The 19,764-nt window shown below is 72.9% G+C and carries 20 protein-coding genes; 9 read left to right on the top strand and 11 right to left on the bottom strand.

All coding sequences use genetic code 11. From position 1 onward, the window contains the following. Positions 1 to 44 precede the first annotated feature (44 nt). The 3 genes from ilvN to BUE43_RS19825 form a co-directional block, all read right to left on the bottom strand. Positions 45 to 551, bottom strand: a complete 507-nt coding sequence (gene ilvN / locus BUE43_RS19835; RefSeq protein WP_073485392.1) for an acetolactate synthase small subunit — start codon at positions 549 to 551, stop codon at positions 45 to 47. Continuing rightward, positions 548 to 1,342 carry an aspartate/glutamate racemase family protein gene (locus BUE43_RS19830; protein WP_083959934.1) on the bottom strand — a complete coding sequence of 265 codons (795 nt, stop codon included), beginning with the start codon at positions 1,340 to 1,342 and terminating at the stop codon, positions 548 to 550. Before BUE43_RS19830 ends, ilvN begins: the two co-directional genes overlap by 4 nt. A 175-nt stretch (positions 1,343 to 1,517) precedes the next feature. Beyond that, positions 1,518 to 3,338 carry an acetolactate synthase large subunit gene (locus BUE43_RS19825; RefSeq protein WP_073485390.1) on the bottom strand — a complete coding sequence of 607 codons (1,821 nt, stop codon included), beginning with the start codon at positions 3,336 to 3,338 and terminating at the stop codon, positions 1,518 to 1,520. 339 nt (positions 3,339 to 3,677) lie between these two features. Here BUE43_RS19825 and BUE43_RS19820 point away from each other — a divergent pair, with 339 nt between their 5' ends. Both BUE43_RS19820 and ilvD read left to right on the top strand, forming a co-directional pair. After that, positions 3,678 to 4,427 (top strand): PH domain-containing protein, encoded by a 750-nt coding sequence (locus tag BUE43_RS19820; protein WP_073485389.1) that lies wholly within the window; start codon positions 3,678 to 3,680, stop codon positions 4,425 to 4,427. Positions 4,428 to 4,477: 50 nt separating this feature from the next. Next, positions 4,478 to 6,322, top strand: a complete 1,845-nt coding sequence (ilvD, locus tag BUE43_RS19815; RefSeq protein WP_073485388.1) for a dihydroxy-acid dehydratase — start codon at positions 4,478 to 4,480, stop codon at positions 6,320 to 6,322. A gap of 84 nt (positions 6,323 to 6,406) precedes the next feature. On the opposite strand, the gene BUE43_RS19810 is transcribed toward ilvD, so the two are convergent. From BUE43_RS19810 to BUE43_RS19800, 3 genes are all read right to left on the bottom strand, one after another. Further along, on the bottom strand, positions 6,407 to 6,985 hold the full coding sequence (locus BUE43_RS19810; protein ID WP_234995806.1) for a DoxX family protein: 579 nt from the start codon (positions 6,983 to 6,985) through the stop codon (positions 6,407 to 6,409). Positions 6,986 to 7,125: 140 nt separating this feature from the next. After that, positions 7,126 to 8,040: a 2-hydroxyacid dehydrogenase gene (locus BUE43_RS19805; RefSeq protein ID WP_073485386.1), complete on the bottom strand. Its 915-nt coding sequence runs from the start codon at positions 8,038 to 8,040 to the stop codon at positions 7,126 to 7,128. A gap of 29 nt (positions 8,041 to 8,069) precedes the next feature. Continuing rightward, positions 8,070 to 9,116, bottom strand: coding sequence for a LysR family transcriptional regulator (locus tag BUE43_RS19800; RefSeq protein ID WP_083959854.1), 1,047 nt, complete (start codon positions 9,114 to 9,116; stop codon positions 8,070 to 8,072). A 106-nt stretch (positions 9,117 to 9,222) separates the two neighbouring features. On the opposite strand from BUE43_RS19800, the gene tdh reads away from it, so the two are divergent. The 5 genes from tdh (at position 9,223) to amcA (ending at position 12,826) form a co-directional block, all read left to right on the top strand. After that, positions 9,223 to 10,284, top strand: a complete 1,062-nt coding sequence (tdh, locus tag BUE43_RS19795) for an L-threonine 3-dehydrogenase (RefSeq protein WP_073485384.1) — start codon at positions 9,223 to 9,225, stop codon at positions 10,282 to 10,284. Between the two features lie 13 nt (positions 10,285 to 10,297). Continuing rightward, positions 10,298 to 11,482, top strand: a complete 1,185-nt coding sequence (locus BUE43_RS19790) for a glycine C-acetyltransferase (protein WP_073485381.1) — start codon at positions 10,298 to 10,300, stop codon at positions 11,480 to 11,482. Positions 11,483 to 11,827: 345 nt separating this feature from the next. Beyond that, complete coding sequence (locus tag BUE43_RS19785; RefSeq protein ID WP_200797601.1) at positions 11,828 to 12,412, top strand: radical SAM protein; 585 nt, start codon at positions 11,828 to 11,830, stop codon at positions 12,410 to 12,412. Further along, positions 12,412 to 12,654 carry a hypothetical protein gene (locus tag BUE43_RS34740; protein WP_200797600.1) on the top strand — a complete coding sequence of 81 codons (243 nt, stop codon included), beginning with the start codon at positions 12,412 to 12,414 and terminating at the stop codon, positions 12,652 to 12,654. Before BUE43_RS19785 ends, BUE43_RS34740 begins: the two co-directional genes overlap by 1 nt. After that, a complete protein-coding gene (gene amcA, locus BUE43_RS36000) occupies positions 12,632 to 12,826 on the top strand; it encodes a multiple cyclophane-containing RiPP AmcA (protein ID WP_407697129.1) in 195 nt (64 codons plus the stop codon). Before BUE43_RS34740 ends, amcA begins: the two co-directional genes overlap by 23 nt. 7 nt (positions 12,827 to 12,833) lie before the next feature. On the opposite strand, the gene BUE43_RS19780 is transcribed toward amcA, so the two are convergent. Further along, positions 12,834 to 13,376, bottom strand: coding sequence for a pentapeptide repeat-containing protein (locus tag BUE43_RS19780; protein ID WP_143174263.1), 543 nt, complete (start codon positions 13,374 to 13,376; stop codon positions 12,834 to 12,836). Positions 13,377 to 13,851: 475 nt separating this feature from the next. On the opposite strand from BUE43_RS19780, the gene BUE43_RS19775 reads away from it, so the two are divergent. Then, positions 13,852 to 14,982: a PQQ-dependent sugar dehydrogenase gene (locus BUE43_RS19775; RefSeq protein ID WP_327083467.1), complete on the top strand. Its 1,131-nt coding sequence runs from the start codon at positions 13,852 to 13,854 to the stop codon at positions 14,980 to 14,982. Between the two features lie 243 nt (positions 14,983 to 15,225). On the opposite strand, the gene gatB is transcribed toward BUE43_RS19775, so the two are convergent. The 4 genes from gatB to gatC are packed head-to-tail and all read right to left on the bottom strand — an operon-like array spanning position 15,226 to position 18,741. Continuing rightward, positions 15,226 to 16,734 (bottom strand): Asp-tRNA(Asn)/Glu-tRNA(Gln) amidotransferase subunit GatB, encoded by a 1,509-nt coding sequence (gatB, locus tag BUE43_RS19770; protein ID WP_073485377.1) that lies wholly within the window; start codon positions 16,732 to 16,734, stop codon positions 15,226 to 15,228. Next, positions 16,731 to 16,922 carry a hypothetical protein gene (locus BUE43_RS19765; RefSeq protein WP_073486081.1) on the bottom strand — a complete coding sequence of 64 codons (192 nt, stop codon included), beginning with the start codon at positions 16,920 to 16,922 and terminating at the stop codon, positions 16,731 to 16,733. The genes gatB and BUE43_RS19765 overlap by 4 nt, the downstream gene beginning before the upstream one ends. An 11-nt stretch (positions 16,923 to 16,933) precedes the next feature. Continuing rightward, on the bottom strand, positions 16,934 to 18,442 hold the full coding sequence (gatA, locus tag BUE43_RS19760; protein ID WP_073485374.1) for an Asp-tRNA(Asn)/Glu-tRNA(Gln) amidotransferase subunit GatA: 1,509 nt from the start codon (positions 18,440 to 18,442) through the stop codon (positions 16,934 to 16,936). Continuing rightward, positions 18,442 to 18,741: an Asp-tRNA(Asn)/Glu-tRNA(Gln) amidotransferase subunit GatC gene (gatC, locus tag BUE43_RS19755; RefSeq protein WP_073485372.1), complete on the bottom strand. Its 300-nt coding sequence runs from the start codon at positions 18,739 to 18,741 to the stop codon at positions 18,442 to 18,444. The genes gatA and gatC overlap by 1 nt, the downstream gene beginning before the upstream one ends. A 347-nt stretch (positions 18,742 to 19,088) precedes the next feature. On the opposite strand from gatC, the gene BUE43_RS19750 reads away from it, so the two are divergent. Continuing rightward, positions 19,089 to 19,748: an ACT domain-containing protein gene (locus BUE43_RS19750; RefSeq protein WP_073485370.1), complete on the top strand. Its 660-nt coding sequence runs from the start codon at positions 19,089 to 19,091 to the stop codon at positions 19,746 to 19,748. Positions 19,749 to 19,764: the final 16 nt, after the last annotated feature.

The raw sequence follows: 19,764 nt of genomic DNA, 5'->3' as shown, positions 1-19,764 counted from the left end.
GGACTTGTTGTTGACCGGTGCTTGTTGACCGCGCCGCGAGGGCCTCAGCGGACCGCGGTGGCGGTGATGGAGCGGGCGCCGCGGCCGATGGCCACCATGCCGGACTGCACCATCTCCCGGATGCCGTAGGGCTCCAGCATGCGGAGCAGGGCGTCGAGCTTGTCCTGGGTGCCGGTGGCCTCGACGGTGACCGCCTCCGGGGACACGTCGACGACCTTGGCCCGGAACAGCTGCACGGTCTCCAGCACCTGGCTGCGGACCGTGGCGTCGGCCCGCACCTTGACCAGCAGCAGTTCCCGCTGCACGGAGGCGGGCCGCTCCAGCTCGACGATCTTGATCACGTTGACCAGCTTGTTGAGCTGCTTGGTCACCTGCTCCAGCGGCAGCTCGTCGACCGAGACGACGATGGTCATCCGGGAGACCTCGGGGTGCTCGGTGGGGCCCACCGCCAGCGACTCGATGTTGAAGCCGCGGCGGGAGAAGAGCCCGGCCACCCTGGCCAGCACGCCGGGCTTGTTCTCCACCAGCACGCTCAGCGTGTGCCTGCTCATGCGCTGCGCTCCTGTCGCGTCTCGGGGGCCGGGTCGGGGACGGCGGCGGGGGCCGGCCGGGCGGTGGCGCCGGACGTGGCCGTCCCGGGCAACGCCACGTCGAGCAGTGCCGCGTCGAGCAGTGCCGTGGCGTGCAACGCGGTGGAGTCCAGAACGGTGAGACCGTCCACTTCGGACTGTCCGAACAGGAGAGTGATCTCGGTGCACCCGAGGACGACCGCCTCCGCGCCGCGCTCCGCCAGCCTGCCCACGATCTCCCGGTACCGCTGCCGGGAGGAGTCCAGGACGACTCCCCGGCACAGCTCGTCGTAGATGACGTCGTGCACCACGCGCCGGTCGTCCTCGTCGGGGACGACGACCTCGATCCCGTGGCGCGCCATGCCCTCCGTGTACAGCGAGGAGGTCATGGTGAAGTTCGTGCCGAGCACGGCGAGGCGACCCACAGCTCGGGCGCGCGCCGCCTCGGCGACCACGTCCACGATGTGCACCAACGGGATTCTCGCCGCCTCGGCGATCTGCGGCGCAACCAGGTGCATGGTGTTGGTGGCGATGCCGAGCACCTCGGCGCCGGCGGCGACCAGCGACCCGGCCTCCGCCGCCAGGGTCGCGCCCAGCGCCTCCCACGCCGCCGCGTGCTGGAGCTCGGCGATGTCGGCGAAGTCGACCGAACGCAGTACCAGGTCGGCGGAGTGCAGGCCGCCCAGCCGCTCGCGGGCGCCCTCGTTGAGAAGGCGGTAGTAGACGGCGGTGGACTCCCAGCTCATCCCGCCCAACAGACCGATCCGTCGCATCCTGGTCACGCGTCCTCGTCGTTGCGTTCCTGGCCCGCGCAGCGGGCGCTGTCCCTGGTCCTCGTCCACGTCACGGACGCCGCACGTCCTGTCGACAGCCGCTCCACGCGTCCTCGTCGTTGCGATCCTCGCCCGCGGCGCAGGCGCAGCACCTCTTACCTCTCACGCGTCCTCGTCACGCGTCCTCGTCGAAGAGGGGGCGGATGCCCCTGGCCGCCATGATCTCGTCGTTGCCGGCGCCGGCCGCGACCATCGGCCACACCTGGGCGTCCTTGCCGACCACGAAGTCGATGACCACCGGACGGTCGTTGATCTCCATGGCCTTGCGGACGACCTCGTCGACCTCGTCCCGCGACTCGGCACGCAGGCCCACGCAGCCCAGCGCCTCGGCCAGCAGCACGAAGTCCGGGATGCGGTGCCGGTGCGTGCCCAGGTCGGTGTGCGAGTACCGCTGGTCGTAGAACAGGGTCTGCCACTGCCGGACCATGCCCAGGTTGCCGTTGTTGATGACGGCCACCTTGATCGGGATGTTCTCGATGGCGCAGGTGGCGAGCTCCTGGTTGGTCATCTGGAAGCAGCCGTCGCCGTCGATGGCCCACACGGGGAGGTCGGGCCGGCCGACCCTGGCGCCCATCGCGCCCGGCACCGCGAAGCCCATGGTGCCCAGACCACCCGAATTGATGAAGCTGCGCGGGTTCTCGTACCGGACGAACTGCGCCGCCCACATCTGGTGCTGGCCCACGCCGGTCGCGTAGACCGCGTCCGGGCCGACCAGAGCGCCGATCCGCTCGATGACGTACTGCGGCGACAGGGAGCCGTCGGCCGGCCAGTCGTACCCCAGCGGGAAGGTCTCCCGCCAGTGGTCGAGCTGCGCCCACCACTCGGTCAGGTCGGGCGCGCCGGTCTGCTCCAGCTCGGCGCGGACGGCGGCGGTCAGCTCGGCGATGACCTCCTTGCAGTCGCCGACGATCGGCACGTCGGCCCTGCGGTTCTTGGAGATCTCCGCGGGGTCGATGTCGGCGTGCACGACGGTCGCGTCCGGCGCGAAGGAGCTGAGCTTGCCGGTGACCCGGTCGTCGAACCGGGCGCCGAGCGTGATCAGCAGGTCGGAGCGCTGCATCGCGGCCACCGCCGCCACCGTGCCGTGCATGCCGGGCATGCCCAGGTGCTGGCGGTGCGAGTCGGGGAAGGCGCCCCTGGCCATCAGCGTGGTGACGACCGGGATGCCGGTCAGCTCGGCCAGTTCCCGCAGCTCGGGCGCGGCGTCGGCCTTGAGGACGCCGCCGCCGACGTAGAGCACCGGCCGGCTCGCGGTGGCGACGAGCCGGGCGGCCTCCCGCACCTGCTTGCCGTGCGGCCGGGTGGTCGGCCGGTAGCCGGGCAGCCGCATCTCCGGCGGCCAGCTGAACGCGGTGACGGCCTGCTGGACGTCCTTGGGGATGTCGACCAGCACCGGGCCGGGCCGGCCGGTGGCGGCCAGGTGGAACGCCTCGGCGATGGTGCGCGGGATGTCCGCCGGGTCGGTGACGAGGAAGTTGTGCTTGGTGACCGGCAGGGTGATGCCGCAGATGTCGGCTTCCTGGAAGCCGTCGGTGCCGATCAGCGACTGCGACACCTGGCCGGTGATCGCCACCATCGGGACCGAGTCCATGTAGGCGTCGGCCAGCGGGGTGACCAGGTTGGTCGCGCCGGGGCCCGAGGTGGCCACGCAGACGCCGACCCGGCCGGTGGCCTGCGCGTAGCCGGTGGCCGCGTGGCCGGCGCCCTGCTCGTGGCGGACCAGCACGTGCCGGAGCGTCCGGGAGTCGAGCAACGCGTCGTAGGCCGGCATGATCGCGCCGCCGGGGATTCCGAACACGACGTCGCAGCCGACAGCCTCAAGCGAGCGGACGAGGGACTGCGCGCCGGTCACGCGGACCGGGGCGCCGCTGGGCGGCGTTGGCCGGGGTGCCACCGGCCGGGGCGCCGGGGTGGGACGCGGATTCGCGCTGGTCATGGGGGCTGCCTTCGTGGGTCGGGGAGGTGTCCGGGCACGAAAAAACCCCCGCCAGCCCGAGGAGGGGCCGTACGAGGGTCAGGCGCGTCGACGCTGCGTGGAATTCCTAGGCGTCGACGCGCCTGGGAATTACGAGAAGGAGGTGGGTCAGTCGCAGCACGCCGCCGACGTTAGCCGCCCGTCCGGGCGAGCGTCAACACTGCGGAACAACTGTCCCAGCAAATGGACACCTCTGGGGGACTGGCGGCGACATCCGAGCAGGTGACGGCGTGTGCCGCCGCACACCGGCCCGCCGGGTCGACGTCACCGGCGAACAGGATGGGTGGGACCATTCGGGACGTGAGCGAAGCCGCCACTCCGCAGCAGGACCCCACCGGCCCCGAGGTCGACGAGGCGCCCGCCGGCGCGCGGGCCCAGGGCCGCGCCGGCCGGAACGGCGCCGCCGACCCCGCTCCCCCGAGCGCCGCCGGCGCCGGCGCCGGCGCCGAGGCCGACGCCACGGCCGACGCCGGGACGCCGCCGACGCTTCCGCCGGCGGAAGCCCGGGCAGAGGCCCGGACAGAGGCGCAGGGGACGTCGGAGACGCCCGCGAGCGAGCCGAGCCCGACGCCCGCCCCGCACGCGGTGTTCCGGATCAGCCCCATCGGGGTGTTCGCGATCCTCTTCCTCGCGGTCTGCGTGACGCCGGTCGCCTGGGGCGCCCCCGGCCTCCAGGTCGTCTACCTGGTGCCGCTCGCGCTGCTGGTCTGGTGGTGGCGGGTGCGCACCGTGGTGCGCGTGGACGAGATCGTGGTGCGCGAGGTGTTCCGCACGCGGCGCCTGCCGTGGGACGACATCGTCTCGTTGCGGCTGTCGGAGCGGTCCGTGGTGACCGCCGTGCTGCGCGACGAGACCGAGGTGCCGCTGCCCTCGGTGCGCGCGCGGCACGTCCCGGTGCTGGCCGCCATCAGCGGTCGACTCCCCGAGCCGGGCGCGGCGTCGGCTACCGTTGGTGAGGACCCTTCGGCGACCCCGGAGGCCGCCGACACCCCGGCCGCGGACGCGGGGCCCGGCGCGGACGGTCACCCCCGATCCCGCGAGGACGCCTGAGTCCACCCGCCCCCGCGGCCGGCACACCAGCGACAGCTCCAGGAGGAGCCGTGCCCCCGCTGCGCTCCCGCACCACCACCCACGGCCGCAACGCCGCCGGCGCCCGCGCGCTGTGGCGTGCCACCGGCATGACCGACAGCGACTTCGGCAAGCCGATCGTGGCGATCGCCAACTCCTACACCCAGTTCGTGCCGGGCCACGTGCACCTGCGCGACCTCGGGGAGCTGGTCGCCGGCGCGGTCAGGGAGGCCGGCGGCGTGCCCCGCGAGTTCCACACGATCGCGGTGGACGACGGCATCGCGATGGGCCACAGCGGCATGCTCTACTCGCTGCCCTCGCGCGAGATCATCGCCGACTCGGTGGAGTACATGGTCAACGCGCACCAGGCGGACGCGCTGGTGTGCATCTCGAACTGCGACAAGATCACCCCGGGCATGCTCAACGCCGCGCTGCGGCTCAACGTCCCGACCGTGTTCGTCTCCGGCGGCCCGATGGAGGCCGGCAAGGCGGTCGTGGTGGACGGCGTCGCGCACGCGCCGACCGACCTCATCACCGCGATCTCCGCCTCGGCCAACGACCAGGTCGACGACGATGGGCTGTCCGTCGTGGAGCGGTCGGCCTGCCCGACCTGCGGCTCGTGCTCCGGCATGTTCACCGCGAACTCGATGAACTGCCTGACCGAGGCGCTGGGGCTGGCGCTGCCGGGCAACGGGTCCACGCTCGCCACGCACGCCGCGCGGCGCGACCTGTTCCTGCGGGCGGGCTCGCTCGTGGTCGAGCTGGCGCGGCGGTGGTACGAGCGGGACGACGAGTCGGCGCTGCCGCGGTCGATCGCCAACCGCAAGGCGTTCGAGAACGCGATGGCGCTGGACATGGCGATGGGCGGCTCCACGAACACGGTGCTGCACATCCTCGCCGCCGCGCGCGAGGGCGAGATCGACTTCACCCTCGCCGACATCGACGCGACCAGCCGCCGGGTGCCCTGCCTGAGCAAGGTGAGCCCGAACTCGGACTACCACATGGAGGACGTGCACCGGGCCGGCGGCATCCCGGCGATCCTCGGCGAGCTGGACCGGGCCGGGCTGCTGCACCGGGACGTGCACGCCGTGCACAGCCCGTCGCTGGACGAGTGGCTGTCCACTTGGGACATCCGGGGCGGGGCGCCGGCCGAGCGGGCCGTGGAGCTGTTCCACGCCGCGCCGGGCGGGGTCCGCACGACGGAGGCGTTCTCCTCCGCCAACCGGTGGTCCTCTTTGGACACCGACGCGGCGGGTGGCTGCATCCGCGACGCCGCGCACGCGTACACGGCCGACGGCGGGCTGGCGGTGCTGCACGGCAACCTGGCGGAGGACGGGGCGGTCATCAAGACCGCCGGCATCCCCGAGGAGCTGTGGCGCTTCCGCGGGCCGGCCCGGGTGGTGGAGAGCCAGGAGGAGGCCGTGTCGGTCATCCTGAACCGGGAGATCCAGCCCGGCGAGGTGCTCGTGGTGCGGTACGAGGGTCCGGCCGGCGGGCCGGGGATGCAGGAGATGCTGCACCCGACCGCGTTCCTCAAGGGCGCCGGGCTGGGCCGCGTGTGCGCGTTGATCACCGACGGCCGGTTCTCCGGCGGCTCGTCGGGCATCTCGGTCGGCCACGTCTCGCCGGAGGCGGCGGCCGGTGGGGCGATCGGGCTGGTCGAGGACGGCGACGAGATCGTCATCGACGTCCACGAGCGCCGGCTCGCGGTGCTGGTCGACGACGCGGTGCTGGCCGAGCGGCGCGCGAAGATGGAGGCCGCGGAGCGGCCCTGGCAACCCAGGGACCGGCAGCGCCAGGTCTCGCTGGCCCTGCGCGCCTACGCGAAGCTGGCAACCTCGGCCGCCACCGGCGCGGTGCGCGACCCGAACCTCTGATCCAGTACGGAGCGAGTCCCGTGCGGCGCGCCAGCCGTGCCGCACGGGACTGGCGAACCTCGCCGCGCCCGTGCCGTCGGCCGGTCAGCGCCGGCGCAGGATCAGCAGCACGAGGATGGCCGCGCCGATGGCGAGCAGCAGGAACGGCAGGCCGCTGATGAGCGGGCGGCGCATCCACACGCGGCCGGTGTCCATCGCCGCCCGACCAGGGCCGGCCAGCAGCAGGCAGGCCGCGGCCGCCGCCAGCACCAGGTCCAGCTCGAATCCCTGACCCGTGCCGGTGAAGAAGCCGTTGGGCCACTTGACGGCGACGCTGCTGATCATCACGCCGAGCAGGCCGGCCGCGGCCAGCGGGGTGAGCAGGCCGAGCACGACGAGGATGCCGCCGACGAACTCGGTCAGCCCGGTGATCCAGGCCATCAGGGTGGTCTGCTGGAAGCCGAGCCCGGCCAGGTAGCCGGCGAAGCCGTCGATGCCGGGCCCGTCGAACGCCCCGAAGAGCTTCTGCGCGCCGTGCGCGACGAACGTGCCGCCGAGCACCAGCCGCAGCACCAGCAGGCCGAGGTCCGCGCCGGCGGTCCAGCCCAGCGGACGCGACTCCGTCCCCAGGACCGGCCCCGGGATCGGGGCCGTGTGGGCTGGCTCCTCGTCGTGGGTGCTCACGGCCAGCAGGCTAGGTGCTCCCGCGTGCTCCGGCGACTCGAAGCGGCGCTGCCCGCGTCCGTCCTGAGTGGTCACGACGCGACCGGCCGCGAGCCCGCGCGAGTGGCCGGGGCGCGGGGCGCACGGCGCGGGGCCGGCGGTCAGTAGGCGCCGGTGACGAGGTTGTCCGGCGTGCGGCCGGCGGCGAACGCGGCGATCTGCTCCGCGGCGACGCGGAAGGCCCGCACCTCCTGCCCCCTGCTGTTCCCGCCGACGTGCGGCGTGATGATCACTCCCGGAGCCGTCCACAGTGGATGGTCCGCCGGCAGGGGCTCCGGGTCGGTCACGTCGAGCACCGCGCGCAGCCGCCCGCGCGTCAGCTCGGCCAGCAGGGCGTCGGTGTCGACCACCGGGCCGCGGGCGGCGTTGACCAGGATCGCGCCGTCCGGCATCCGGGCGAGGAACTCGGCGTCGACCAGGCCCCGGGTCTCGTCGGTCAGCGGCACGACGACGACCACCGCGTCCTGCGCGGGCAGCAGCTCGGGCAACGCGTCCACGCCGTGCACGCCGTCGCGCGCGGCCCGGCCCACCATGGTGGGAACCGCGTCGAACGCCGCCAGCCGGCGGCGGAGCTGGTTCCCCAGGTCGCCGGACCCGATGACGAGCACCCGCTTGCCCTGCAGGGTGTCGACCTGGCGGTGCTCCCAGCGGCGCTCGGCCTGCAGGGCGAGGAACGACGGGAACTGGCGGTACACGGTCAGCAGGGCGGTCATCGCCCACTCGGCGGTGCTGCCGCCGTGCGCGCCGCGTGCGCAGGAGAGCACCGCGCCCTCCGGCAGCACGTCCCGCCAGCCGTCGACACCGGCCGTCAGGGTCTGCACGAGGCGCAGCCGCGGCAACCGCCCGACGACGGCGCGCGCCGACTCGGTCGGCCAGATCGGCACGACCAGGGCCTCCGCGTCGGCCGCCTCGGGCGGCAGCGGCGCGGCCACGTCGTACTGGACCGGGCGCAGGCCCTCGACCTCGCGGAAGACCGGGACGGCGTCGGCGGAGGGGACGAGCACGGTGAACGCCATGGCGACAGCGTACTCACACCGTTAGCTGATCAAAGGGTTTCGCGGGGCTCGTCCGCGGGCCCGGCTCCGGGCTCGACGACCGGCCCCGAGACGGGTCCGGCGGCCGCCCCGGCGAGCGGCTCGGTGTGAGGACCGGTGACCGACCCGACGACGGGCTCCCCGCCACTGTCGTCCAACGACTCGGCGGCGGTGCGGAGCGCGTCGAGCGTCATGCCCAGCAGCGGGTGGCGCTCCCCGCCGCGCCGCAACGCGGCGAACACCCGACGGGTCGGCGGCCGGCCGGCGACCGGGCGGATCACCGCGTCCCGCAGCTCCACCCCCCGCAGGGCGGAGCGCGGCACCAGCGCCACGCCGACCCCCGCCCCGGCCAGCGCGCAGATGGCCCGGAAGTCGTCCGACGAGTGCGCGACCCTGGGCTGGAAACCGGCGTTCTCGCAGGCGAGCTGCACGACGTCGTGACAGGGGTTGCCCGGCCACGGCGTGATCCACTCCTCGGTGGCCAGGTCGGCGACGGCCACCGCGCGGTGCCCGGCGAGCCGGTGCGCCGCCGGCAGGACCGCGTCGAAGGGCTCGGCGTAGAGCGGCGCCCGCGACAGGCGCTCGTCGTCGGCCCCCGGCGCGCCCCGGTAGTCCATGGCGATGGCCATGTCGACCTCGCCGGCCAGCAGCAGCGGCAGGCTGGCGTGCCCCTCGGCGTCCCTGACCAGCACCTCCACCTCCGGCGCCCGGACGCGCAGGGCTGCGATGGCCGGCGCGACCACCATGGTGATGGCGGTGGCGAAGGCGGCGACCACGACCCGACCGGTCGCGCCGCTGGCGCACGCCGCGAGGTCGGCCTCGGCCCGTTCGAGCTGGGCGAGCACGGCGCTGGCGTGCGAGGCCAGGATCTCGCCCGCCGCGGTCAGCCGCACGGCCCGGCCCCGCCGGTCCAGCAGCGGCTGCCCCACCTCGGACTCCAGGGCAGCCAGCTGCTGCGACACCGCCGACGGGGTCAGGTACAGGGCCCTGGCCGCGGCGGTGACGGTGCCGTGGTCGGCCAGCGCGCGCAGCACGCGCAGCCGGCGGGGGTCGATCACCCCTCCATCGTCGCACGTCCGGCCGCATCCCCTGTTCAGGTGAGCTAAACCTCCTTTCGAGAAAACGTCGATGGACTTCCCCGCCGGGCCTGCCGACAGTAGGGACGTGAAAGCGCTGGTGAAGACCGCCGCCGGCCCGGGGCTGGAGCTGACCGAGGTTCCCGACCCCCGTCCAGGCGACAACGACGTGCTCATCCGGGTGTTGCGGACCGGGATCTGCGGCACGGACCTGCACATCGAGAGCTGGGACGACTGGGCCGCCGGCGTCGTGCGCGCGCCGCTGGTCCTCGGCCACGAGTTCGTCGGCGAGGTCGTCGCGGTCGGCTCCGGCGTCACCCGCGCGCAGCCCGGCGACCTGGTCAGCGGCGAGGGCCACCTGGTGTGCGGCTCCTGTCGCAACTGCATGGCCGGCCGCCGCCACCTGTGCGCGCGCACCGTCGGCCTGGGCGTGCACACCGACGGCGCGTTCGCCGAGCTGGTCGCGCTGCCCGAGTCCAACGTGTGGGTGCACCGCCAGCCCGTCGACCTCGACGTCGCGGCGATCTTCGACCCGTTCGGCAACGCGGTGCACACCGCGCTGAGCTTCCCGGTGCTCAACGAGGACGTGCTCATCACCGGCGCCGGGCCGATCGGCATCATGGCCGCCGCGGTCGCCAGGCACGCCGGCGCCCGGCACGTGGTCATCACCGACGTCAGCGACTACCGGCTGGAGCTCGCCCGCAAGGTGGGTGTGAGCCTGGCGCTGGACGTGCGCACGACCTCCATCGAGGAGGCGCAGCGCACGCTGGGCATGAAGGAGGGCTTCGACGTCGGCCTGGAGATGTCCGGCCGGCCGGAGCCGCTGCGCGACATGATCGCCAACATGACCCACGGTGGCCGGATCGCCGTCCTCGGCCTGCCCACCGACGACATCCCGATCGACATGGCCAAGGTGGTCACGCACATGCTGACCATCAAGGGCATCTACGGCAGGGAGATGTACGAGACCTGGTACGCCATGTCCGTGCTGCTCCAGGGCGGGCTGGACATCAGCCCGGTCATCACCGACCGGTTCGGCTTCGAGCAGCACGCCGAGGCGTTCGCCGCCGCCCGCTCGGGCCGCTGCGGCAAGGTCGTGATCGACTGGACCCGTCCCACCCTGCCCACCAGCCAGCCGACCGGAGCCTGAGGAGGCACCCGACGTGTTCAGCGCGATGCGCGACGACCTCCGCACCGCCCTCGACGAGATCCGCGCCGCCGGTCTCTACAAGGGCGAGCGGGTCATCTCCAGCCCGCAGGCCGCCGCGATCAGGGTCAGCGGCGACGAGGTGCTGAACTTCTGCGCCAACAACTACCTCGGCCTGGCCGACCACCCCGAGGTCGTCGCCGCCGCCAAGGCGTCGCTCGACGAGTGGGGCTTCGGCATGGCCTCGGTGCGGTTCATCTGCGGCACCCAGGAGCCGCACAAGGAGCTGGAGGCGAAGCTCAGCTCCTTCCTGGGCACCGAGGACACCATCCTCTACAGCTCCTGCTTCGACGCCAACGGCGGCGTCTTCGAGACGCTGCTGTCCGATGTGGACGCGGTCATCTCCGACGAGCTGAACCACGCCAGCATCATCGACGGCATCCGGCTGTCCAAGGCCGCCCGGTACCGCTACCGCAACCGGGACATGGCCGACCTGGAGCGCAGGCTCAAGGAGGCGGCCGACGCCCGGTACCGGCTGATCGTCACCGACGGCGTGTTCTCCATGGACGGCTACGTCGCCCCGCTGGACGAGATCTGCGACCTCGCCGAGCGGCACGACGCCCTGGTGATGGTGGACGACTCGCACGCGGTCGGCTTCGTCGGCGACAACGGGCGGGGCACCCCCGAGCTGTTCGGCGTGAGCGACCGCGTCGACATCCTCACCGGCACCCTCGGCAAGGCGCTGGGCGGCGCCAGCGGCGGCTACGTCAGCGGCCGACGGGAGATCGTGGAGATGCTGCGCCAGCGCTCCCGTCCGTACCTGTTCTCCAACTCCCTGGCGCCGTCGATCGTGACCGCGTCCCTCAAGGTCCTCGACCTGCTGTCCACTTCGGACACCCAGCGCGCGCGGCTGCGGGAGAACACGGCGTTGTTCCGCGGCCGGATGACCGAGCTGGGCTTCGACATCCTCCCCGGCGACCACGCGATCGCCCCGGTGATGATCGGCGACGCCGCCGAGGCGGCCCGGATGGCGGACCTGCTCCTGGCCAAGGGCATCTACGTCATCGCGTTCTCCTACCCGGTGGTCCCCAAGGGCCTGGCGCGCATCCGCGTCCAGCTCTCGGCCGCCCACTCCACGGAGGACGTCGAGCGCGCCGTCCGCGCCTTCGCCGAGGCCCGCGACGAGCTCGCGGCGGGCTGATCCCCCCGCCCGACGGCCCCAGCGGAGGGCGTCGCTCCCCCAGCGGAGCGGCGCCCTCCCCGTTTCCGGCCCACGGTTCGGCGCGTTGTCGGCGGGGAACGTGCTCATGGCGCCGCACCGACCGCCAACCACCCACCTGGCGGATCTCCCCTCTCTCCACCCGAACGAGGGAGGCCCGCCCACCCCGTGCGGAGACCAGGTCTGGTGCCGACGAAAGCACCGGATCGAGGGTTCCTGGTATCCCACCCCTGTTTTCGGCAGCCATTCGCGCAAGCATCGCAGGCCGGATGAGAACAGGTAACCAAAGTGGAAGAGTTCGGTTTTCAGTCCACGACCGCGGTCATCATGCAGCCGACAACCCTCTGCAACTTGGACTGCTCCTACTGCTACCTGCCAGACCGGAGGAAGCAGCGGATCATGTATCCCACTGTCGCCGGCCGCGTGCGAGACGCCGTGGCCGGCTGGGTCGACCGGGGAACGGTCGAAGTCTGTTGGCACGGGGGCGAGCCGCTGGCCGCTGGCCGATCGGTGCTCGGGCGGCTCATGGACCGTTTCGACGGCTTGGACGTCGTTCACTCGGTCCAGACGAACGCCACGCTGATCACCCCGGAATGGTGTGAGTTCTTCGCGGAGCGCCGCGTGCGGGTGGGCGTGAGCGTCGACGGTCCACCTGAGGACAACGGCCAGCGGGTGGATCACTCCGGCCGACCTGCCTTCGACCGCATCCGGCACGGGATCGGACGCCTGGCGGCGGTCGGGTTACCCGTGTCGGTCATCGCGGTGGTGTCGGACCCGACCCCGGAGCGGGCAGGTCGTCTCTACACGTTCGTACGGGAGCTGGGGGCCGCGTGGCTGGGCGTGAACATCGAGGAGCGCGAGGGGGTCAACACTCGGCGCGGTTCGGCTCGTTGTCGGCGGGGAACGTGCTGATGACGCCGCTGGACCAGATCGTCCAGCGGGGGCTCGACGCCCCGTGGGTGCGGGAGTTCCGCCGGGGCGTCGAGCGGTGCCGCGCCACCTGCCCCTACTTCGACTTCTGCGGGGGTGGCCACCCCGCGAACAGGTTGTTCGAGACGGGGCGGCTGGACGGAACGGAAACGGACCACTGCCGGAACAGCAAGATCGCACTCGTGGAAGGGATGATCGACCTTGCCAACCGCCACGCTCATTGAGCGAATTGCCCACGCCGCACCGGGAATGAGGGTGCTGCTGGCGCGACAACGCGACGGACACCGCGCCAGCAACGGCGGAGGGTCGTTCGACAACCGCCCCAGTTGGGACAACAAGACCGGAAACGGGGGGTTCGACAACCGGCCCACCTGGGACAACTGGGCGAAGAAGTAGAAACCAGCTAGTCGACGGTCAGGCCGATCTCGGTCGCCAGGAGAGTGGCGACCGAGACGGCCTGATCGGCGCTGACGGTCGCCCCCCGGAGTGTCCGCCAGCCCTTCACCCCGTCGAGGCGGCAGGTCCGCAGGTCCAGTCCCCTCGCCGCGCGTGCGTCGAACTCGGCGTCCGTCAGGTCCGAGTCGAGGAACAGCACGTTGGACAGGTCACCCGTGAACGTGGCCTCCCGAAGGGAACAGTCGCGGAACACCACGAGCGTCCTCACCCGCTCGAAGTGGAGCGAGGCGTAGTCCAGGCGGGATTCCTCGACGGACAGGTCGCTCACCTCACCAGCCCGCAACCGCACCCCCACAGCACGACTGCGGATGACCTCAACCCGTCGGATCGTCTCGAAGTCCAGGTGGGCGTTCGACAGGTCGACGTCTTCCGTCCGAACATCCGCCAACACCAGTGGCCCGAGCCGGGACTCACCGAGGTTCACCCGCGTGACAACGGAACGAGCCAGGGAGCCCTCCCCGACAACACCGGGTTGACTGACGTCACTCATGCTCACGGATTCGAGGTCGAACTCACCCTTGAAACCCGTCGAATCCTCCTGGAGGTCATCCGCGTCCACGGACGGACGTTGGAGAGAGCGGCCCTGGAACGTACGAAAGTCCATCCTGTCACCCTAGCGACACACCTCCCTATTTTGTTCCGAACGGACCCTGATTGCTCCGTTTCAGTGGCGTCCGGATTACCTGTCGCCGCTACTGGCTCATGGCGACGGAAAGGCAATGCGCGGTTTCACATCTCCTGACCCCCGCCATTGCTTGGAGCCTCGGCCGGGCAGTCCCTACTACGCGGTAGTAGGGACGTTCCGCGAGGGCGTGGGGGCTCGGACCTGGGGTGATTCGTGTCGCACGGGGTTGGGGACCCTCACCCGGGGTTCACCTGGCACCGCCTACCGTGGGGACGTGATGGGTGGGGGTCGTAGGCGTGGGTTCGCTCGGCCGGCGGTGCGGGGCGCGCTGGTGGCCGGCGTGAGCGCGCTCGCCCTGGTCGCGGCCTCCTGCGCCCAGTTCCCCGACGCCCGCCCGGCCGAGAGCTGGCAGGAGAAACCCCGGCTGACGCCCGAGGCCGGGCCGAAGCCGCACGTCGAGGGCGACCCGGAGAACGGCCCGCGCGCCGGCGGGCAGCCCGGCCGGACCTCGGCGTCGGTGCAGCCCCCGCAGGGCTGCAAGGACTTCGACCCGGCCGTGATCGGCACCTGCCTCGAACCGGTGACGGCCGTGGCCACGCTGGGTGAGACCACGGCGCTGGCCGCCGACCGCTCGGGGCGCGTCGTGCGGGTGGAGAAGGACCGCGACCCGGTGGAGATCGCCAGGATCCCGGTCGACATGACCGGCGACGGCGGGCTGACCGGGCTGGCGTTGTCCCCGAACTACGCCGAGGACGAGCTGATCTACGCCTACGTCACCACGGCGACGGACAACCGCGTGGTGCGCTTCGCGCGCAACGACACCGCGAAGCCGGTGCTGACCGGCATCCCGAAGGGCGGGTCCGGCAACCGGGGCGCGCTGGCCAGCGACCGCAGGGGCAACCTGCTGGTCGCCACCGGCGACGCGGGCGACGCCGCGGCGGCCGGCGACCCGAACTCCCTGGCCGGCAAGGTGCTGCGGGTCGACACGTCCGGCAAGCCGGCCAAGGACAACCCGAACGCCAACTCCCCCGTCCTCGCCAGCGGCCTGCACGCGCCGGCCGGCCTGTGCACCGACCGGGAGGGCAAGGCGAGCTGGGTCACCGACCGCGCCCAGGACCGGGACCTGTTGTTCCAGGTGCGCCCCGGCAAGCTGGCCACGCCCGCGTGGAACTGGCCCGACCGGCCCGGCGTCGGCGGCTGCGCGGCGGGGGCGGGCGTCATCAGCGTCGCCATGGAGCGCTCGGCCGCGCTGGCCAACCTCTTCCTCAACCCGGACGGCACCTTCAAGGGCAAGCCGCAGCTCACCGAGCAGAACCGGTACGGGCGGCTGTCCGCCGCCGACATCGCGCCCGACGGCACCTACGCCTTCTTCGGGACCATGAACAAGGCCGGCGGGCAGCCCGTCTCCAGCGACGACCGGGTCGTCGCGATCCCGATCAACAAGGCCGGCGCGGCCAACGGCAAGGACTAGGCCGGCGCGACGGGTCGGCGGACGGCCGTCGGCACGCGGACGACCACAAGAGACTGTCCACAAGAGACTGTCCACGTGGGACTGTCCCCGGAGCTCGACCGCCATCGACCCGGCCACGGCTGCGCCGACCACCAACCCCGAGGCGGCGGTCCGGAAACAACCCCGGAACGACATGGACCCGTGCGGCGCGGGAGTTCCCGCGGACCGCACGGGTCCATGAGGTCAGGCGTCAGGGGTCAGGCGTCAGCTCTGGCCGCAGCGCTGGAGCACCAGCTCCCGCACGCGCTTCGCGTCCGCCTGGCCCTTCGTGGCCTTCATGACCGCGCCGACGATCGCGCCGGCCGCGGCCACCTTGCCGCTGCGGATCTTGTCCGCTACGTCGGCGTTGGCGGCCAGCGCCTCGTCGATCGCGGTGAGCAGCGCCGAGTCGTCGGAGACGACCTTCAGGCCGCGCTTCTCGACGACCTCGTCCGGCTCGCCCTCGCCGTCCAGCACGCCGTCGACCACCTGGCGGGCCAGCTTGTTGGTCAGCGAGCCCTCGGCCACCAGCGCGGTCACCCTGGCCACCTGGACCGGGGTGATCTCCAGGTCGCCCAGCTCGACGCCCCGGACGTTGGCCTGCTGGGCCAGGTAGGACACCCACCACGAGCGGGCCTCGCCCGGCGCGGCCCCGGCCTCGACGGTCTCCGCCACCAGCTCCAGCGCCCCGGCGTTGACCAGGTCGCGCAGCTCGGCGTCGGACAGGCCCCACTCCTCCTTGGCCCGCCGGCGCCGCTCCCACGGCAGCTCGGGCAGGGTGGTGCGCAGCTCCTCCACCCACTCCCTCGCCGGCGCGATCGGCACCAGGTCGGGCTCGGGGAAGTAGCGGTAGTCCTCGGCGGTCTCCTTGCGGCGACCCGAGGACGTGCTGCCGGTGGCCTCGTCGAAGTGCCGGGTCTCCTGCACCACGGTCCCGCCGGCCGTCAGCACCGCGCCCTGCCGACACATCTCGTAGCGCACGGCGCGCTCCACCGAGCGCAGCGAGTTGACGTTCTTGGTCTCGCTGCGGGTGCCGAACACCTCGGCGCCCTTCGGCATCAGCGAGACGTTCGCGTCGCACCGCAGGGAGCCCTGGTCCATGCGGACGTCGGAGACGTCGAGCGCGCGGAGCAGGTCCCGCAGGGCCGTGACGTAGGCGCGGGCCACCTCGGGCGCCCGCTCGCCGGCGCCGGTGATCGGCTTGGTGACGATCTCGATCAGCGGCACGCCGGCCCGGTTGTAGTCCAGCAGCGAGTGCTCGGCGCCGTGGATGCGGCCGGTCGCGCCGCCCACGTGCAGCGACTTGCCGGTGTCCTCCTCCATGTGGGCCCGCTCGATGCCCACCCGGAAGATCTCGCCGTCCTCCAGCACGACGTCCAGGTAGCCGTCGAAGGCGATCGGCTCGTCGTACTGCGAGGTCTGGAAGTTCTTCGGCATGTCCGGGTAGAAGTAGTTCTTCCTGGCGAACCGGCACCACTCCGCGATCTGGCAGTTCAGCGCCAGACCGATCCGGATGGCGGACTCCACGGCCCGGCCGTTGACCGCCGGCAGCGAGCCGGGCAGGCCCAGACAGGTCGGGCACACGCGGGTGTTCGGCTCGCCGCCGAAGACGTTGGCGCAGCCGCAGAACATCTTGGTGGCGGTGGACAGCTCGACGTGCACCTCAAGCCCGAGCACCGGGTCGAAGCGCGCGACGACGTCGGAGTAGTCCATCAGCTCGGCGGTGGCGGTCACTCGCTCCTGCCCTTCCGCAGGCCGCGCAGGGCCAGCGCGGCACCGGTGATCACGACGATGGCGTTGCCCAGCGCGTTGACCAGCATCAGCGGGTCGGACTTCTGCCGCGCCGACCGGATCTGGCGCACCACGCCGACCAGGCCGACGGCCGAGCCGGCGAGCATCAGCGCGCCCCGGGCCTTCCGCATCCCGTCCTCCATCAGGCCCCCACCTCCGGCACCCGGTCGCTCAGCCGCCCGGCGCCGGCGTCGCGCGCCACCTCGTAGGCGGCGGCCACCCGGTACATCCGGTGGTCCTGCATGGCCGGGGCCATGATCTGCAGGCCGACCGGCAGCCCGTCCTCCTCGGCCAGGCCGCAGGGCACGCTCATCGACGCGTTGCCCGCGAGGTTGGACGGGATCGTGCACAGGTCGGACAGGTACATCGCCATCGGGTCGTCGGCCCGCTCACCGATGCGGAACGCCGTGGTCGGGGTGGTCGGCGACACGAGCACGTCGACCCGCTCGAACGCGGCCGCGAAGTCCCGGGAGATCAGCGTGCGCACCTTCTGCGCCTGCCCGTAGTAGGCGTCGTAGTAGCCGGAGGACAGCGCGTAGGTGCCGATCATGATCCGGCGCTTGACCTCGGGGCCGAAGCCGGCCTCCCTGGTGAGCGCCATGACCTCCTCGGCGCTGCGCGAGCCGTCGTCGCCGACCCGCAGGCCGTACCGCATGGCGTCGAAGCGGGCGAGGTTGGACGAGCACTCGCTCGGCGCGATCAGGTAGTAGGCCGGCAGCGCGTAGGTGAAGTTCGGGCAGGACACCTCGACCACCTCGGCGCCCAGCGCGCGGAGCTGCTCGACGGCCGCGTGGAAGGCGGCCAGCACGCCCGGCTGGTAGCCCTCGCCGGCGAACTCCCTCACCACGCCGACCCGCACGCCGGCGAGGTCACCGGCGGCGCCCTCCCTGGCCGCGGCCACGACCGGCGGCACCGGGGCGTCGATCGAGGTGGAGTCGAGCGGGTCGTACCCGGCGATCACCTCGTGCAGCAGCGCGGTGTCCAGCACCGTCCGGCCGCACGGGCCGCCCTGGTCCAGCGAGGAGGAGAAGGCCACCAGGCCGTAGCGGGACACGCCGCCGTAGGTCGGCTTGGCGCCCACGGTGCCGGTGACCGCGCCCGGCTGGCGGATCGAGCCGCCGGTGTCGGTGCCGATGGCCAGCGGGGCCTCGAACGCGGCCAGCGCCGCGGAGGAGCCGCCGCCCGAGCCGCCGGGGATGCGGTCCAGGTCCCACGGGTTGCGGGTGGGGCCGTAGGCCGAGTTCTCGGTGGACGAGCCCATGGCGAACTCGTCCATGTTGGTCTTGCCCAGGATGACCACGCCGGCCTCGCGCAGTCGGCGGGTGACCGTGGCGTCGTACGGCGGCACCCAGCCTTCGAGCATCTTCGAGCCGCAGGTGGTGGGCATGTCCCGCGTGGTGAAGACGTCCTTGAGGGCCAGCGGCACGCCGGCCAGCGGCGAGGCCGGGGCCTGGCCGGCGTCCAGCGCCTCGTCGACCGCGCGGGCCGACGCGAGCGCACCCTCGTGGTCCACGTGCAGGAACGCGTGCACCCGGCCGTCGACGGCGGCGATCCGGTCCAGGTGGGCCTGCGCCACCTCGACCGCGGTCACCTCGCGGGCGTGCACCTTCGCGGCCAGCTCGGCCGCGGTGAGCCTGGTCAGGTCGCCCATCACTGCTCCTCCCCCAGGATGCGGGGAACGCGGAACCGGCCGTCCTCCGCCTCCGGCGCGCCGGACAACGCCTGCTGCTGGTTCAGCCCCGGGCGCACCTCGTCCGCGCGGAAGACGTTCGTCAACGGCACGGCGTGCGAGGTCGGCGGGATGTCGTCGGCGGCGACCTCGCCCACCGAGGCCACGGACCGCAGGATGACGTCGAGCTGACCGGCGAAGACGTCGAGCTCCTCGTCGGTCACGGCCAACCTGGCGAGCCTGGCGAGGTGGGCGACCTCGTCGCGGGAGATGGCGGGCACTCCTGAAGACCCCCTGGTCGATGGTGTGCGTGACCAGCCGAGTCTAGGGCGAGCGGGCCGGTCGGCCCGAACGGGTTGGGCGACGGGCTGGGCGGCGAGGCTGGCGGCGGGTTTGGCCGGCGGGACCGGGCGGGCGGTCGGCCCCGGGGACGGCGGGGCGGACGCGCCGCCGTCGGGTCGCGGTGTCAAGGAGCCGGCGGTGAGCTCCCGGGATTCGGACGCGCGGCCCCGTCCGCCAGCTCGGGTCTGCGAGAATCGACCGTCGGCAGTCCCGCCGGCGAGCCCGGCGCGACTGCGCCAGACGCGGGCGGCGAGGTCCCGCGCACGGCCGGCGGGAGGCGTGCGGAGTGTCCTTCCTCATCCGGGTCCAGGTCCCGGACCGCCCCGGCATGCTCGGCGCGGTGGCCACCGCGCTGGGCGGCGTGGGCGCGGACATCCTCAGCGTGGACGTGGTCGAGCGCGGGTCCGGGGTCGCGGTGGACGACCTCGTGGTCGAGCTGCCGTCCGGCCGGCTGCCGGACGCCCTCATCACGGCCGCCGAGTCGATCGACGGCGTGGTCGTGGACGCGGTGCGCCCGTACGCGGGCGTGCTCGACACCCACCGCGAGCTGGAACTCGTCGAGGAGGTGGCCGCCGCGCACCCGGACCGGGGTCTCGCCGTGTTCACCGAGGGCGTGCCCAGGATCATCCGGTCGGGCTGGGCCGTGGTGGTGGGCCGCGACGGCGGCGGCCGCGTCGACCGCCTCGCCGCCAGCGGCGCCGCGCCCGAGACCGGGGCGGTGCACCTGCCCTGGCTGCCGCTGCGGCGCGCGACGATCCTGGACGGCGAGGAGGACTGGGTCCCGCCGACCTGGCGGGAGCTCGGGACCGAGCTGGCCGCCACCCCGCTGGGCAACCCGGAGCGCGTCCTGCTCGTGGGGCGGCCCGGCGGGCCGATGTTCCGCGCGGCCGAGCTCGCCCGGCTCGCCCACCTCGCCGGGATCGTCTCCGTCGTCCTCGACGGCTGACCCGCGGCCGGCGGGC

It is taken from the genome of Streptoalloteichus hindustanus (genome assembly GCF_900129375.1).
GTDB classification, from domain to species: Bacteria; Actinomycetota; Actinomycetes; order Mycobacteriales; family Pseudonocardiaceae; genus Streptoalloteichus; species Streptoalloteichus hindustanus.
The sequence above is the reverse complement of the archived record's forward strand: the minus strand, read 5'-3'. Positions and strand labels throughout refer to the sequence as shown.